The organism is Bacteroidota bacterium, assembly GCA_016718825.1.
GTDB lineage: Bacteria > Bacteroidota > Bacteroidia > J057 > JADKCL01 > JADKCL01.
Window position 1 is genome coordinate 16,498 of sequence record JADKCL010000068.1, and the last position, 15,610, is coordinate 32,107.

The following is a 15,610-nucleotide window of genomic DNA, read 5'->3' on the forward strand; positions in this document are numbered from 1 at the left end:
CTTGTACCTAGCGCAAGTGCGTATACACATTCAAGCGGGCTGTCGATCCCCAAACGTTTTGCGACACGGCAAACTGCCTCAGGACCCACTTTTTCATCGCGGCAGCGGTTGCCTTGTTGATGGAGCGCGCAAGGCCTTCGTAGTAGGTAATCAAGCCCATATCAGCGCCACCCGAGTTCTGTGGACGCCATTGCTGACCATCGGGCAAGTCGATCGCGATGTCTGCATCCAAAACCTTGTCACAAGGTCCAGCCAATCCACTTTCAAACAACGCGGTGTAAACAAATGGCTTGAAGGTCGAACCCACCTGACGTTTGCCTTGTTTGACGTGATCGTACTTAAATGCATCATAACCAATGCCGCCGACCCACGCCTTCACTTCGCCGGTATGCGGATCCATGCTCATGAAACCCGTCTGCAAATGCCTGATCGAATGTTTGATCGAATCCATAGGCGACATCACCGTATCGACCATTCCTCGGTCCCAAGTGAAAACATCCATTTCGACCGGCACATTAAAGGAGGACTTGATCTCGGCATCGCTCATTCCAGCCTCCTCCGAAGATTTCCAACGCCAAGACCGCTTCATTTCCGTCGTCAGAATCGTCGGATTTTCTTTGAAGGGATCCTTGCCCTTTTTCATTTCCTTATCGAATGTCACCTGCAATTGCTGCAAGTGCTCTTTGACGGCACGCTCGGCATACTTTTGCATGCGGCCATCCAAAGTCGTATGCACTTTCAAGCCGTCGCGGTAGAGGTCGACATCCTTGCCGGACTCTGATTTCCAGGCGATCAATTCGGCTTTGACTTGGTCCTTGAAGTAGCCTGCCATGGCGGTGGAGGTGCCTCCGGAGCGGTATTTGATGCCCAAATCCTTCGCTTTTGCGTCCTCGGCTTCCTCAGAGGTGATGAAGTCGTACTTCTCCATTTGATCGAGGACCGTGTTGCGACGCGAAAGGGCACGCTCAGGATGACGACGCGGGTTGTAATAACCAGGGCCCTTGAGCAAACCGATCATCAAGGCCGCCTCGTGCAGCTCCAAATCGCGGCAAGACTTTGAAAACAGTGTCTGTGTGCCGTTTTCGATGCCGAATGAGTTTCCGTGGAATGTGGTCGTGTTCAAATAGGCGGCAATAATTTCGTCTTTGGTAAACCGTGATTCCAAAACCACCGCGACGATCGCCTCCTTGATCTTGCGTACCACTGAATTTTCTCGACCAACCTGGTCATAGAGATTTCTCGCCAATTGCTGACTGATCGAACTGCCCCCCCGGAGTCGGAAGTGAATGAACATGTCTTTGACGATCGTGAACGGCGAACGTGGGTCGATGCCCGAATGTTTGTAAAACCGCACATCCTCCGTCGCCAGCAGGGCATCCTTGATCCAATGCGACATGCTGTCAGTCGCCATGTAATCACGGTCCTCGCCGTTGTGGAGGCTGCCAAGCTTCTGTCCATCTGCCGAATAAATCTGCGTGGAGATGTCCAGCTTCGGATTCTCGATGTCGTTCATCGGAGGCAAGTTGTTGACCACCAAGAGAATGGTGACGACAACGCTTACGAAAAAGATACCGAATAAACCTAAAATGGCCCAACGCAGGTATTTCTTACGCTTGGAGTTGGGTTTTACCGCTTTGCTTTCAGAAGCCATGTATCTAATGGGGATGGTTTGCGAATCAACGAAGAATAACGCTCAATGAAAATCGGAGCTTTCCACAGCGCTGCTTACGAGATGTACCCGGATATGTTTCAAACGGTGGACGTTTTTCACTTTTTTTCCGTTTTGGATTCACCAAAACACCTCGGGCACATCATTGAATCTTTATCTCGGGCAGAATTGGATTTGCAACCTTCCTCGGAATTGAGGAAATTTCACCCCTAAATAATGGGTAAAGAGTGACTTTAGACCGCATCAACTATCTGAATATCGGGCTCATGCTGATCTCTTTGATCGCAGCCTTTATTCTGCCTTTTGAGGTTTTTTTGCTGTCCTATGCGATTTTGGGACCGTTGCATTACCTCACCGAAATTTCGTGGCTCCATGACCGGCAGTATTTTTCTCCCAAAAAACTGGATTGGATCCCTTTGGCGGTGCTTGGATTGCTGATTTTGCTTGGCGCACGCAGCATCATGGGCGATGATCTCTATGGGGTGATGGAGAACTTGGGCATGGAAAAAGTCGTGCGATTCCTCGGTGACTATGGCTATGACATCACATTTGTGGCCTTTGGATTGGCGCTGATATTTGTCGTATTCAAGGATTGGGGCTACCGGGGCGCCGCCATCGTTGTGCTCCTTTTTGGTGCTTATTTGTTTCATTTGCCCGACCCGGTATATGGCGGGGAATCGATTTCCGCGAATATGTACGAGCGGAAAATCATCAGCAACTACGACGCCAAGTGGGGGAATCCAGTCTTCAAAATTTTTGGTGTTTATGTGCCGACTTTGATCCACGTCTACCTTTTTACCGGAGCATTCATCCTGTTTGGCGCCCTTAAAAGTCGCAGTAAATCCGGTTACATTTCCTTTGGCGTATTTTTCCTCTGTGCTGCTGCCTGCTTTTTGATCCTCCCAAACTACACGGGCATTTTGCCGAGCAATTGGGCAAAAGACAATTACGCTGATACATTTTCGCAGCTGAGCATGCACTTGATGCAGGATTTTGGAAGCAAGGCCCATGATTCGTTGTTGGTTCACAGTACCTTCTCCAATTTTTATCAGCCTGAAACTGTAGCAATCGCCAAGCAGGCTGTCTTTGGGCAAACCACCACTATCGATTCTTCGCTCGCCATCATGTTTGCGCGTTTTATCGCATTTGCCTATACCTATCACTACCTCAACTGGTTCAGCAAAACTTCCGTGATTCGTTGGCATCAAGTTCCAAAGCTGCGGTTTGCCATCGTGATCGTGGCCTGGATCGCTTCCGTCGCGCTCTACCTCACCGAATACAACATTGGTTTCCGTTGGCTGTTCCTCCTCAGCTTCCTCCACGTCATGCTCGAATTCCCGCTCAATCATCAGAGCTTCATAGGAATCGGAAAGGAAATCAGTGGCCGAATCTCCGGGAAAAAGGTCGCTACAGTGCCGGCAAAAGCACGTTAGCAGGGCTTTTAAAGAATTCAGGAAGAGGTGATTTTCCTACAATGCGGATTCAGGAGCCGGCGATGGAGCTTTTCCCGTCACCGCTGAGAAGACGAATGGCTTCTTTTGGCTGTTTTTGCCTTGGGTTTCCCTTTTGCCAATCCCTTATCGGTGGGAGCAGGCTGTTGTTGAGGGAAATATGGGTTGGGCGACCAAGGCTTGGGATTCAATTCGGTAATGTTGACGACTTCTCGTCGGGTCAGCGGATCAGGCACAGACGGCTGCGGAAACAGGGGGGCCATCATTTGAGGGAGATAGACTTGCACTTCGACCTCGGCCACGCCGGCCAAGATGATCCCCAGCTTGCGGGCAGCTTCCGTGGAAAGGTCCACGACACGCCCTTTGCCAAATGGGCCACGGTCATTCACGCGCACCACCACCGAAGTTCCTTTGGAAGCGCAACTCACCAATAAAAGCGTTCCAAAGGGTTGCGTACGATGGGCACAAGTCAGACTGTCAGGATGATAGCGTTCCCCACTTGCAGTTTTTCGCCCCTTGAAATGCTCGGAATAATAGGATGCCTTCCCCTTTTCCACTTGCCCAAAGCAGGCAGCAGAAAAGAGTCCCAAAAGGGTCAAGACAAGCAAAAATCTTAGTTTCATATCCGATTCCGTAACGGATGAAGATTCAAGCTACGAAAAATAATCGGATTTAAGCCGCTCGGACGAATGGTTTTCGGTCCTTATGGCGGACGTTGTAGGGCTTCGAGGACCAAGCAAGCACGCTTATCCTCCGCCACCTTCGTGCGGCTGCGGTTGGTTTTTGGCGATGAGTGCATCCAAATTCTGACGGGCTAGGCCAAATCCAGGTGCGAGTTTCAGGGCTTCTTTGAAGCTTTTACGAGCAAGTCCTTCCTTGTTGAGGGCCAATTCAAGGTTGCCGCGCAGGTTTAGCAAGGCACTTCGCAACGGAACATCCCCATTGCCGGTTCCCCAGTCGATATGCACCAATTCGTCGTCAATGGCAGTGTCGGTCAACATGGATTCGATGTTGCTGCCGCATTCGCCGTAACGTCCGAGCTGAAATTGCAATCCTGCTACTTTGTAACGCCAGAAATATCCGCCTGCAAGCTGATAGACGTGTTCAAAATGTTCCAGTGCGGCAGCAAAATCTCCCCGCTGCTCTTCGATTCCTGCCGCCAATTGCAAGACAAAGCCCGCATTCGGCCGCGTTTTGAGCAGTTCCAGGCACCAACGATGGCAGGCGGTAAGGTTCCCGACACGCCAATAAAGTGCGGCTAAGCTGTCTTGTAAAAAGGGATTCCCAGGGTCCGCTGCCAACAGATAATGGAGTGCCACAATCGCCGTTGGATCGTCGCCCAATGCGCTTGCGCGTGCGTACACGATGCCGTCGGGGCTCAATTGCCGATATTGTTCTGCGTTGAGTTCGTCTATCGTAAGGGGCCGCAGTATCGTCACGGTCGAATCCGACGATTGGGCCTTCGTCTGAAGTCCAAAGAACCACAGTCCCAGAAAAACGAGGAATAAACGTAATGCGGCCCTATTTCCGATCTTTTGCATCTTCCTCCTCTGCCTTTGTGGATGTTGGAGCCAAGCTAGGGGCTGTGTTCTGTCGGATTTCGTTGGTAGCTGGCGATGAGGGTGCCTCGACCACTTGTTCGCCAAGCTTTGTTGCGGTTACCGAATGCGTGCCTGCCGCTGCCGGAACTGCGGGCAGTGCCTGTACGGGTTCGCCCAAACCGAGCGCAGTCTGCTGTGCAGTGCTCAATTGCTGCCCCAACAAGGTTCCTATTCCGCAAGAGAAAAGTAAAAGAGAGACAATCAGGTAGCGCATTTCCTCAGCGTTTAATTTGAATCACAGCCAAATCCCGTTCATAGACATCATACGTACCACTCGTGATGCCCACGCCGTTGGGATAAAGGACCAATCGGTAATAATATGTGGTGCCCGCGGTCAAGGCGTTGTCGACAAAACTCACTGCTCCGCCGCCGCCAAAACCGATTGCTGCAGTGGACAATCCATTGGGGGTCTTGAGATAACAACTGCCGGATGTGTAAGGTGAGGTTGGTAGGCGCGGCAAATGCAGGCGAAACGTCGCGTTGCAAAATCACAAAATAGCCACCCATCGACGAACTGCCGCCATTGAGGGCGCCGCCAAAAATTCTGGCAAATCCAGTAACGAGCAGACCGCTGTTGTTGACTCCGTTGCCATCGGGAATGGTGATGGAGACCACCGAACCATTGATGGGATTGAAGACACCATTGGTGAAGGGCACATTTTGTACGGCATTCGCATGCACACCGGCGACTTCTTGGTTGATGAAATCGCCTTCAAAGCGCACATCTCCGACCACATGCAGTCGGTAGCCAGGCGTCGCAGTTCCGATGCCAACATTCCCTTGCACGATGGCCCCGTTTGCGGGTGCAGCACTGACCCCCGAATAGGCGGATCCCACTGCGAGTCCACCGTTGATGTCCAGCTTACTCACCGGGGTGGCTTGCCCAATGCCGACATTTTGCGTTTGAGCTTGTGCAAACAAGAAGAGCAATAGAAAAAGGACTGGCAATTTCCGCATACACAGCAGTTTTAGAAGGTGAAACTGTCTGTAATATAGGGAATTGTGGGGAGAAGTGCAAGGTGGGGATTCGTACTACTAACTCCCGCCTCAAACTCAAAATCTCACCCCCTCAGCTTCATCACCTGGCTTTGCAGGTCCATGACGATGCTCGCGAGTTTGGTGATGCTCATTTCAGGATCGGGGAAGGCGGAGCTGATGAAGCATTTGGCTTTCCAGACTTCGACGACGTCGGAAATGTTGACGCTGTAGTCGGGATAAGCGGTGTTGTCGCTGTGCAGGCGAAGGGTTTTGCTTTCGTCGAGCTTGTTGTACACCCTTTTATAGACCACACCTTCGGTGGCGGTCACGAGCACATAACAATGTCCGTCCTTCAGGACTTCCCAATTTTCAATGTATTCGCCGACGACGATGGTGCCGGGTTCGAGGGGCAACATGGAGTCGCCGCTGATTTCGAAGGCGCGGTAGGTGCCTTGGGTCAGGTTGGGCAACTGAAAACGGGGCAATTCCTCGATGTATTCAGGATCAGCATAACCGTTGAGGTAGCCGGCAGCGGCTTTTTGGCGAACCAATTCGATGTTTTCACGGTCTTGCGGATCCACGGTGATCGAAAGTACGCGCAAGCGCTTGCCACTGGTATCGGGTTTTTCGTTGTCATTGCCACGGATATGGCTCGCAGCCGCCTCTGCCAAATCCACGCCGATGAGCTGATCCATCGAAATGCCAAAATAATCGGCCATGACCTGCATTGTTTTGATCTTCGGCTCTGCACGACCCTCCTCGTAGGCACCAATCACCGAACGCGTAACACCAATTTCGTTGGCAAAAGAATCCTGTGTAAGGCCTTTTTGCTTGCGCAAATACTTGATATTCGAATTAATGAGACTCATAAGCTAATTATTTTTGCAAATATATTTTGAAATAGCCAAAGTTGTGAGCATATTTGCTCCGTGGAATTAGCGTAAAGCTAAGAAGATTGTCAGTTTGATACAAGTTTTTTTGAATTTCCACGCTAGTTTTTGTAGTAGTCTGGCAAGAAGTTGGGTTTTGTAGGCTTGACAAAGGCTGGCGTGGAGTGAATATACGGGTGCGGTTTCTAGAGCCGCTACGGAAATTAATGTACCAATAAAGGTCGCGAATGCATGCGCGGCCGAACCCTGCATACCCGGCGGGGGCTGGTTTTTTACGGAATCAACCATAGAAATGGCGGTCGTGTAAAATGCGGGCCGCAAGGAGGGAGTATGTTTCTTGACGACAGACGTGCAGTGGTGCATATGGACTTGGATACCTTTTTTGTGAGTGTGGAGCGCCTGCGTGATACGCGGTTACAAGCGCGTCCGCTGATCATCGGCGGCACCGGCGGGCGCGGTGTGGTCTCGAGCTGTAGTTATGAAACCCGCACGTTTGGTGTGCGGAGCGGAATGCCCATGAAATTGGCGCGGCGGCTTTGTCCGGCGGCGACCGTGATCTCGGGTGACTTCGAACTCTACAGCAAGTACTCCGACGATGTCACGGAGATTGTGCGGACCCATTCGCCAGTCTTTGAAAAGGCCTCGATTGATGAATTTTATGTGGACATGACGGGCATGGAGCGCTTTTTTGGGGCTTATCGCTGGGCGGCGGACTTGCGGAGCCGCATTGCAAAGGAGACGGGGCTCCCGATGTCGATGGGATTGGCTGGCAATAAGATGGTCGCCAAGGTTGCGACGGGCGAGATCAAGCCCAACGGCCAAATGGAGGTGTCAAGGGGCACCGAACAGCCATTTCTCGATCCGCTGCCGGTGGGCAAGATTCCGATGGTGGGGGAGAAGACGTCGCAGTTTCTGAGCAATCTGGGCGTGCGACAGGTGCGCACCTTGCGGGAAATCCCGCAGGAATTCCTGCAGCGCATCATGGGAAAGCCCGGCATCACGCTCTGGCAGCGTGCCCATGGCATCGACGATACGCCGGTGGAGCCTTATAGTGAACGCAAAAGCATCTCTTCGGAGCAGACATTTGCCGAGGATACGATCGACATCGTGGGTTTGCGGGCGACATTGGCAAGGATGACGGAGCGGCTCGCGTTTTCGTTGCGGGAAACCGAAAAGCTCACGGCTTGCATCACGGTCAAGATCCGTTATGCCGACTTCAACACGGTCACCAAGCAGGCACGGATTGCCTACACGGCGAGCGACCGGGAGCTGGGGCAGAAGGCGCAGGATCTTTTTGAGCAGTTGTATGACCGTCGGCAGCGCCTTCGACTGATCGGATTGCGGTTTTCGCACTTGATTTCTGGCGGCTATCAGATTAATTTGTTTGAAGACACGCAAAAGCAACTGCGGCTCTACGAGGCGATTGACAAGATCAAGTTCCGCTTTGGCGCGGATGCCCTCATGAGTGCGGGCGCATTCGGGGGCATCAGTCGCGGCCGCGAGCAGCGCGAAAGCCATGGCAATGAATCGGCGGCAAAGTCCGGCCACGGGAACCGTATCCAACCACAAGTACGGGCCTCGCGCCGCGAATTGCCCGAGCATGTACCGCATGGCAGTCTTTGGCAACCTACCAACGATGGCTTTTGAAGTGAAAAGTGAAAAACTAAAAGTGAAAAGTGAAAAGTCGATCAACTGATTTGATGGTGGAAGGGTAGGTGTCAGGCTGTCTTGTGAAGTGAAAAGTGAAAGACGAAAAGTGAAAAGTCAATCAACTGAGTCGATGGTGGAGCGGGTAGGCGGTCAGGCTGTCTTTGACGGTACTTGAGTACTTGCCCGCCGCCGGAGGCGGCTTGGACGAGGCTTTTGCTGGAGCTGACATGGTTGCGGCTTGTTCTTTGGATTGCGGGCTTTTGACTGGGTGGCGTGGCTTTCCCGCCAAATGGGCAGCGCTTGCGCTGATGCAACGGTTGTCGGCTTTGTCTGCGTGGCTTTCGGGCCCAATCAGCTCTGAACTCTCATCCCGATAGCATTGGGCATCTCGCGCTTCAGCTTCGGGGCAGCTAACAATCCATGGGTTAGCCTATTTCATAAGCGCCCCGCCAAGGCGAGCCGCAAACTTTGGAGGATCCGCAACACCCGAGGCTACACCGTTGCGCGGCACACGGCCGCCTCGGGCTTCCGCTGCGCGGAACGCAGTACCGATAGACGGCCCCGCCACAGCGGGCGGAAAACCAATGCTTGCAAGATGTTCATTTATAGATAATTGCGCATTTGTTATCTAGTGACTCTCAACTCTCAATTCTTGCGCGAACCCTTCGGGTTTACTTACGTGATGTGCTTCGCAGTTCTCAACTCTCAACTCTCAACTCTCAATTCTCCATTCCCAATTCCAACTGCCACACATGCTTCAGCTTACGTTACGGTGTTTTCACCGTCGAAAAGCTCATCGCCGAGGCCCTCGACAAGGGCCACGACACCCTCGCTGTGACCGATATCAACAACACTTCGGCCGCCTTGGATTTTGTGATGAAAGCGCGCGAAAAAGGGCTGCGCCCTGTCGTCGGAATCGAATTCAGAACCGACAATCATCTGAATTACATCGGATTGGCCCGCAATGCGAATGGCTTTTTTCAGCTCAACACCTTCCTCTCCGAGCATCTGCACCGCGCAGCATTGGCCGAACCGGGCCAAAATGGCATGCAAAGTGACAAACGCAAAGTTGCGATGCGCGCCGAACACAGTGGCCCCACCGAGCGCAGCGACGAATTGATCCCGGACGGTCCGGGTTCGGTATTGCTGAGCAACCTCCGCAACTTGAATTTCCCCCAGCGCGCCCCGCAATTGCCCGACACTTTTTCATTTACCCGTTTGAAAATTGTCCGGCCCCGAGGACCTGCGTGAAAATGAATTCGTAGGGATCAAACCCGCCCAGCTCAACCGCCTTTTTTCATCGCCGCTCAAGCACCATCCGCAGAAGCTGCTCACTTTTTTGCCCGTCACCTTCCCCAATCGCGTGGGCTACAATACCCATCGCCTGCTCAGGGCCATCGACCGCAACATTCTCCTGAGCCGTCAAGACCCCGCCGACGTGGCCGCTGCCGACGAAATGATGTACAGCATGACCGACTTTTTGGGATTCTACAAAGACCATTCCTACATGGTCACCAACACGATGCGCCTGCTCGAGCAATGCGGATTCGAAATGACGTTCGATCGGCCCAAAAACAAGCTCCATTTCACGGGTTCAAAGAGCGATGACCGCCACCTGCTCGAAAAATTGGCTTACGACGGCCTGCATTACCGCTACGGATCCGGCAATAAGAAGGCGCGGGAACGTGTTGAGAATGAGCTGCAAGTGATTGACAGGTTGGGATTCAGCGCGTATTTTCTCATTACTTGGGACTTCATCCGCTACGGACAATTGCGCGGCTTTTTCCATGTCGGCCGCGGTTCGGGAGCCAACAGCATCGTCGCTTATTGCATGGGAATTACGGACGTCGATCCGATTGACCTGGACCTTTATTTCGAACGCTTTCTCAATCCGCACCGCACATCGCCGCCGGATTTTGACATTGACTTCAGTTGGACCGACCGCGACGAAGTGATTGATTATGTATTCAAGCGCTACGGCCATGCCCATACTTCGCTGATGGCCACCTACAATACCTTCAAGGGGCGCTCCATTTTGCGGGAATTGGGGAAGGTTTTTGGTTTGCCCAAGGAGGAAATCGACCATTTGGTGGCCAACCGGCATTCTCCGAATCTCGACGACCGCATCGTGCAACACATCTACCGTTATGGCCGCGAATTGGAGGGCCTTCCCAATCACCTCGGCATCCACCCCGGCGGGATTTTGATCACCGAGGATCCTGTGCATTGTTTCAGCGCGACCTCGGTGCCGCCCAAGGGCTTCCCGATCGTGCAATTTGATATGTTTGTGGCCGAAGAAGCGGGACTCTATAAATATGATGTCCTGAGTCAGCGGGGATTGGGGCATATCAAAACCTCGGCCGAAGTCGTGCGGCAAAATCGCGGCATCTCCGTCGATGTACACGATGTCAAGGCCTTCAAAAAGGATCCGAAGATTGCGGAGTTGCTGCGCACAGGCAAAACCATCGGCTGTTTTTACGTCGAATCGCCCGCCATGCGTCAGTTGCTCAGGAAGTTGCGTTGCGACGACTATGTCATCCTCGTTGCGGCAAGTTCGGTAATCAGACCGGGTGTCGCCAAAAGCGGGATGATGCGGCAATACATTGAGCGGCATTTGATTACAACACGCGGAACGGCCGTGCGGAAAACCGGAGCGAGCAAGAACGGTGCGAGCAGTGGTTTGAGCGGAAACGGTTTGGGCAAGTTTGAGTTCCAGTGTGAGTTCGAGTGTGAGTGAGGAGGAGCTGCGCCTAAAGGCTTCGCACACTCACACTGTTGCTCACACTTCGCCGCAGGCGACCGAGGAGGAGCTGCGCCTAAAGGCTTCGCAATGGTACCTCCACCCCAGCATGGCCGATTATCTGGGCGAAACTTATGGCGTAATGGTCTATCAGGAGGATGTGATCAAGGTCGCGCATTATTTTGGCGGGGTTGATTTGGGTGAAGCCGACATTCTGCGCCGTGCCATGAGCGGCAAATACCGCTCGGCCAACCAATTCAACTTGTTGCGGGAGAAATTCTTTGCGAATTGCACGGGAAAGGGCATTTCCGAATTTCTGACAGGTGAGGTTTGGCGGCAGATGGAAAGCTTTTCCGGCTATTCGTTTTGCAAGGCCCACAGTGCGAGTTATGCCGTCGAAAGCTACCAAAGCCTGTTTTTCAAGGCCCATTATCCGCTGGAATTTATGGTCGGGGTGATCAATAACTTCGGCGGATTTTACCGCACGGAGGTGTATTTGCACGAGGCGCGGATGGCGGGGGCAAATGTGCTTGCGCCTTGCGTGAACCATTCGACGTTCATGACCCGCATCGACGGGCAAAATTTGTGGATGGGATTTGTGCACATGGCGGGCTTGTCGCGGGATATTGCGGAGGAATTGTGTGCATCAAGGCAGGAGAATGGACCTTTTTTGCACCTCGCCGACCTCTTGCGGCGCGTTCCCATGGGCTTGGAGCAAATCACGCTGCTCATTCGCATCGGCGCGTTGCGATTTACGGGCAGAAGCAAGAAAAAGCTGCTCTGGGAGGCGAATATGCATTTCGCCAAGGCCCCCGAACACAAGCAGAAGACCACTTTGTTTGCGATCGAAACCAAGGAATGGGCTTTGCCCGACCTGCCCGATGACCCTGTCGAGGATGCCTACGACCAAATCGAAATCCTGGGTTTTCCGATTTGTTCCCCTTTCGAAATGCTCAGCGAAAAAATGCGTTCCGACGAAGTATTTGCCGCCGACTTGGAGGGCCGCAATGGAACCACAGTGCGCCATGGACAAAGGGTGACCATTACCGGCTATCTCATCAGCACCAAACAAGTGCGTACGAGCAAGGGCGATATGATGGGATTTGTGGATTTTATCGACGTAAAAGGTGACTGTTTTGATGCCACGATGTTCCCCGACACCTTTATGAAATACCCGATTCTCGGAATCGGCGTCTACCGCATGACCGGCAAAGTCAGCGACGATTTTGGGGTGGCCACACTGGAAGTGGAGGAAATCAGAAGAATGGGCTACTTAGGCGACCCGAGAAGAGTGTGAGTGGGAGCGTCAATGAACAGCGTGAGTAGGAGCGTGAGAGCGAGAAAATGCGGTACAAGCGTCGTTGGCGCTACCCAAAGCGCGATTTGAGCGCCAATGACGCTATTTTCTCAGCTGCAATAGAGGGAATCTGATTAGAAGGGCATCTCCAAATCCCTCACCAATGCGAGCCGCCGCCTTTGCGGGCTTCACTGCCAACGCCTTTGAAGACAAGTCCCAATTCGTTGACGGTGAGTGCTTTGCCGACGGTCGGTACGCCCGTATGGACGAATTTTGCGATTTGGGCATCCTGCAATTTCCATTCTTGCACGACCGCGCCTTTTTCGTTGAGCTGCTGGATTTGAACCGTGCCGGGCAAGGCGGCATTGGCTTTCGCAGCTTTGATGCTATCCAGCACTTCATTGTTGCACAAAACCGAACCGCTGCGGAAGGTCACATTGGGGAAGCCGGGCTTTGGCGGGTTGCCGGATCGCGGTGCAGTGATCAGGTACTCAGCCGTCAAGCCGCTGACTTCCGAGAAACTCAGCGCCATGTTGCGCCCGACGAATGTGACTTTGTATGAAAATTCCGCCATGATGTTGCTAATTTTGAAAGTGCCTCGTGAAAAATGCAGATCAAGATTCCTACCAAGATAGCCAATCCATCCGGACTTGGAAAATGCAAACGGAATATTCAACCCGTCGTTGCGATCCTCTTGCATCATCCCGTATTCAGGTTCCAATTAGTTAGGCTGAAACCTGCGGCGATTCTCCATTAGCTTCGCTGATTACTCATTGGCGTTCCTTTTTCAAAGGCATTGCTTGCGCGAACTACGTCCAAGAGACACCGTTTCGTGATGTGCTTCGCAGTTGCTTCGCAATTGGCTGCGCCGATCTTCGATTCTCAATTCTCAATTCTCCATTCCCTTCGTATCTTCACCCAAAAGGAATCAAATGCAAAAGAAAGCTTGGATCATCCCCATTGTCATTTCCGTTGGTTTGCTGGGCTACGGGATTTTTGCGATCACGCAAAACCCCAACGATGCATTTTGGCTACCGATCGGCATTACATCGCTGACATTTTCCATTCTTTGGGTAACCATTTTCGGGCCGATGTTGCGCAACCGTCGGATTTTGAAAACTGGCGAATCGGCCTCTGCGCGGGTATTGCAAATGTTTGAAACAGGCGTGACGGTCAATGACAGTCCCATGGTTAAACTTGAAGTCGAAGTCACGCCACAGCGCGGCTCGACCTATGTCACCACGACACGCGTACTCGTTTCGCGCTTGAATCCCATGATGTATGGCCCCGGTACCATCGTTGCGGTCAAAATTGATCCGAGGGATTCCATGCAGATCGTGATTGACCCCCAAGCAACAGCCATGGGTATCGCCGGTGGCGCGAGCGGATTTTCCGGACAGCATGTCGATAGCAGACGCAACGAAGCCATGTCTGAATTGATCGCAGAGGCCAATAAGATCCGCACCGAAGTGCTCGATTCGCCAACTTCCAAAAGCGCAGTCGGCACCATCGTGAGTTCATGGCCTTTGGATGTGACCGTGAACAATGATGCTGTCGGGATGGAGTTCTTGGTCGAAGTCGAAATTCCTGGAGAACTCCCCTTCAAGACAGAAATCAAAGGCGTGGTGGCGTCCAACAACCTGGCCAAATACAGCATTGGCCGGAGAGTGACGTTGAAATACGATCCCGCAGATCCCAAAAACCGCATCACCATCAACGGTGTGGTGTGATCCGGCAGGGAAGAATTTGTTTCACTGAGTCCAACGCATCAGCGCCACGATCCTTCGTCCACAAAAAAAGCGGGACCACTTTGAAAGGTAGCCCCGCTTTTCAAGCAATACAAAACGAATTAGTTGGCCACAACCATTTTGCGGGTGGTGGACTTCTCTCCGTTTTGGATGTGGATGAAGTAGATGCCTTGACCTGCATCACCGAGATCGATCTCGGTCATCGGCTGTGCACTTGGGTTCACCTCGATTTTGCGAATTTCCTGTCCGACAGCATTGCGCACCGTAATGGTCGATGCTGCAGCAGTATTGTCGGTCAATTGGACGGTGAATTTTCCTTGGCTCGGATTTGGGAACACTTTCACGCCCGAAATGCCTTCTTCAAAACGAAGGGCGATATCGGCCAATTCGTAGGAGAACAGCACGTTGTTGGGTGTGCCCTGAATCATGCCGCCGATCGAAAACTGACCACTGACGAGTTGATCGGTGATGAAAAGACCACCTGCCAAGCCGCTTGTGAGGCCATTGGTTCCGGAAAAATCGGTAAATACATCGTGGCTTGCCAGCCCGTACGTGGCGCCGGTCGCAAGGGTAATGCGTTCGATTTGCGTGGTGTTGGCACCGCTTTGGTCAAAGATCCAAAGATATGGGCCACCGGCGGTAAAGCCATCATAGGCAGAACCATACATGCCGAGTAGACCGTGCGTGGCGGCAGGAATACTGCTCAGCACTGCTCCAGACATGCTGATGGCATCCACGTCCGTACCAAAGTTGCCGACCCAAAATCCGCCGTTGCCGCCGTCAAGGGTGGCGTCATAAGAGCAATGACGCACGTTGTTTACGCTGCCAGAGTTGATGTGAGGAGGAGCCAACAGCCTGGTTACAGGATCGATTCGGTAGATCGTCGTCGTATTGGTTCCGGCATAAATGTAGGTGCCGTCAAATGCCAACGAACGCACGCCGGTCAAGCCGGCGATGGTGAACTTCTGCTGAAATACCCCGGCGGCATCCCAGAGGAGCAAGGTGTCGGATGCCCATTTAGAGGTCCAGAATTCACCTGCAGTGATTTGACTGTTTTTTACAAAATGTGCACCTGCCATTCCTACGCTGCTCGTTGGCGCGGTAGCATTGACGTCCAACTGAATCGACCACTGCGCATCAGGCTGTGCGAAGGGCTCATTGGTAGGGCCTGCATAGTCAGGGTTGGCCTCTGCTGCGTGATTTCCTTGCGCTTGAAGGCCAAGGTTTGCCGACGCCGTCAGGACGAATGCAAGTCCGAAGTTCCTAAGCAAACGCCCCAATTTGGCATTGTAAACTGTTTTCATAAAACAAATTTCATTGATAAGGTGGTAAAAGCGGTAATGGGAGCAAGGTACGGAAATTGTTGACGTGGCAAACTGACTATAGTCACGTAATCGCAGCAACGGGAGACCTTTTGATGTTCCATTACTTGGCGCTTTCTCCGCAAAAATGGGTTGTTCATGGAGAAAAGGGCCTTGCTCGTTGCCTTGAGGCGGATTTGTTCCGATGATATTTCAAAGAGCCGCCTGGTTTAGTCAACCTCAATTCAAAAACCTTTACGTACTTATCATTCGCACTCAAACCTG

General features: G+C 52.5%; 14 protein-coding genes. 6 read left to right on the top strand and 8 right to left on the bottom strand.

From position 1 onward, the window contains the following. Window positions 1-7: 7 nt before the first annotated feature. The gene (locus IPN95_31135; protein MBK9453770.1) at window positions 8-1,651 is read right to left on the bottom strand and encodes a transglycosylase domain-containing protein; all 1,644 of its coding nucleotides are present in this window, start codon (window positions 1,649-1,651) and stop codon (window positions 8-10) included. 245 nt (window positions 1,652-1,896) lie between these two features. Here IPN95_31135 and IPN95_31140 point away from each other — a divergent pair, with 245 nt between their 5' ends. Continuing rightward, window positions 1,897-3,102 carry a hypothetical protein gene (locus IPN95_31140; GenBank protein MBK9453771.1) on the top strand — a complete coding sequence of 402 codons (1,206 nt, stop codon included), beginning with the start codon at window positions 1,897-1,899 and terminating at the stop codon, window positions 3,100-3,102. Between the two features lie 77 nt (window positions 3,103-3,179). On the opposite strand, the gene IPN95_31145 is transcribed toward IPN95_31140, so the two are convergent. The 5 genes from IPN95_31145 to IPN95_31165 all read right to left on the bottom strand — a co-directional run bounded on the left by IPN95_31145 (window position 3,180) and on the right by IPN95_31165 (window position 6,568). Next, window positions 3,180-3,743 carry a septal ring lytic transglycosylase RlpA family protein gene (locus IPN95_31145; GenBank protein ID MBK9453772.1) on the bottom strand — a complete coding sequence of 188 codons (564 nt, stop codon included), beginning with the start codon at window positions 3,741-3,743 and terminating at the stop codon, window positions 3,180-3,182. A 123-nt stretch (window positions 3,744-3,866) separates the two neighbouring features. Beyond that, window positions 3,867-4,661, bottom strand: a complete 795-nt coding sequence (locus tag IPN95_31150) for a hypothetical protein (GenBank protein ID MBK9453773.1) — start codon at window positions 4,659-4,661, stop codon at window positions 3,867-3,869. Then, complete coding sequence (locus tag IPN95_31155; GenBank protein MBK9453774.1) at window positions 4,642-4,935, bottom strand: hypothetical protein; 294 nt, start codon at window positions 4,933-4,935, stop codon at window positions 4,642-4,644. The genes IPN95_31150 and IPN95_31155 overlap by 20 nt, the downstream gene beginning before the upstream one ends. A 47-nt stretch (window positions 4,936-4,982) precedes the next feature. Then, a complete protein-coding gene (locus IPN95_31160; GenBank protein ID MBK9453775.1) occupies window positions 4,983-5,678 on the bottom strand; it encodes a hypothetical protein in 696 nt (231 codons plus the stop codon). Window positions 5,679-5,782: 104 nt separating this feature from the next. Next, complete coding sequence (locus tag IPN95_31165) at window positions 5,783-6,568, bottom strand: helix-turn-helix domain-containing protein (GenBank protein MBK9453776.1); 786 nt, start codon at window positions 6,566-6,568, stop codon at window positions 5,783-5,785. Between the two features lie 351 nt (window positions 6,569-6,919). Here IPN95_31165 and dinB point away from each other — a divergent pair, with 351 nt between their 5' ends. From dinB to IPN95_31185, 4 genes are all read left to right on the top strand, one after another. Further along, the gene (dinB, locus tag IPN95_31170) at window positions 6,920-8,236 is read left to right on the top strand and encodes a DNA polymerase IV (protein MBK9453777.1); all 1,317 of its coding nucleotides are present in this window, start codon (window positions 6,920-6,922) and stop codon (window positions 8,234-8,236) included. A gap of 687 nt (window positions 8,237-8,923) precedes the next feature. Further along, the gene (locus IPN95_31175) at window positions 8,924-9,490 is read left to right on the top strand and encodes a PHP domain-containing protein (GenBank protein MBK9453778.1); all 567 of its coding nucleotides are present in this window, start codon (window positions 8,924-8,926) and stop codon (window positions 9,488-9,490) included. Further along, window positions 9,465-10,976 (top strand): hypothetical protein, encoded by a 1,512-nt coding sequence (locus IPN95_31180; protein MBK9453779.1) that lies wholly within the window; start codon window positions 9,465-9,467, stop codon window positions 10,974-10,976. Before IPN95_31175 ends, IPN95_31180 begins: the two co-directional genes overlap by 26 nt. Further along, window positions 10,969-12,276 (top strand): hypothetical protein, encoded by a 1,308-nt coding sequence (locus IPN95_31185; GenBank protein MBK9453780.1) that lies wholly within the window; start codon window positions 10,969-10,971, stop codon window positions 12,274-12,276. Before IPN95_31180 ends, IPN95_31185 begins: the two co-directional genes overlap by 8 nt. A 157-nt stretch (window positions 12,277-12,433) precedes the next feature. Here the strand turns inward: IPN95_31185 and IPN95_31190 are convergent, their stop codons facing one another. Next, entirely contained in the window at window positions 12,434-12,850 is a 417-nt protein-coding gene (locus IPN95_31190; GenBank protein MBK9453781.1) for a phage tail protein, read from the bottom strand. A gap of 358 nt (window positions 12,851-13,208) precedes the next feature. Between IPN95_31190 and IPN95_31195 the strand changes: the two genes are divergently transcribed. Further along, the gene (locus IPN95_31195) at window positions 13,209-14,006 is read left to right on the top strand and encodes a hypothetical protein (protein ID MBK9453782.1); all 798 of its coding nucleotides are present in this window, start codon (window positions 13,209-13,211) and stop codon (window positions 14,004-14,006) included. 119 nt (window positions 14,007-14,125) lie between these two features. On the opposite strand, the gene IPN95_31200 is transcribed toward IPN95_31195, so the two are convergent. Continuing rightward, a complete protein-coding gene (locus IPN95_31200) occupies window positions 14,126-15,328 on the bottom strand; it encodes a T9SS type A sorting domain-containing protein (GenBank protein MBK9453783.1) in 1,203 nt (400 codons plus the stop codon). Between the last annotated feature and the right edge of the window lie 282 nt (window positions 15,329-15,610).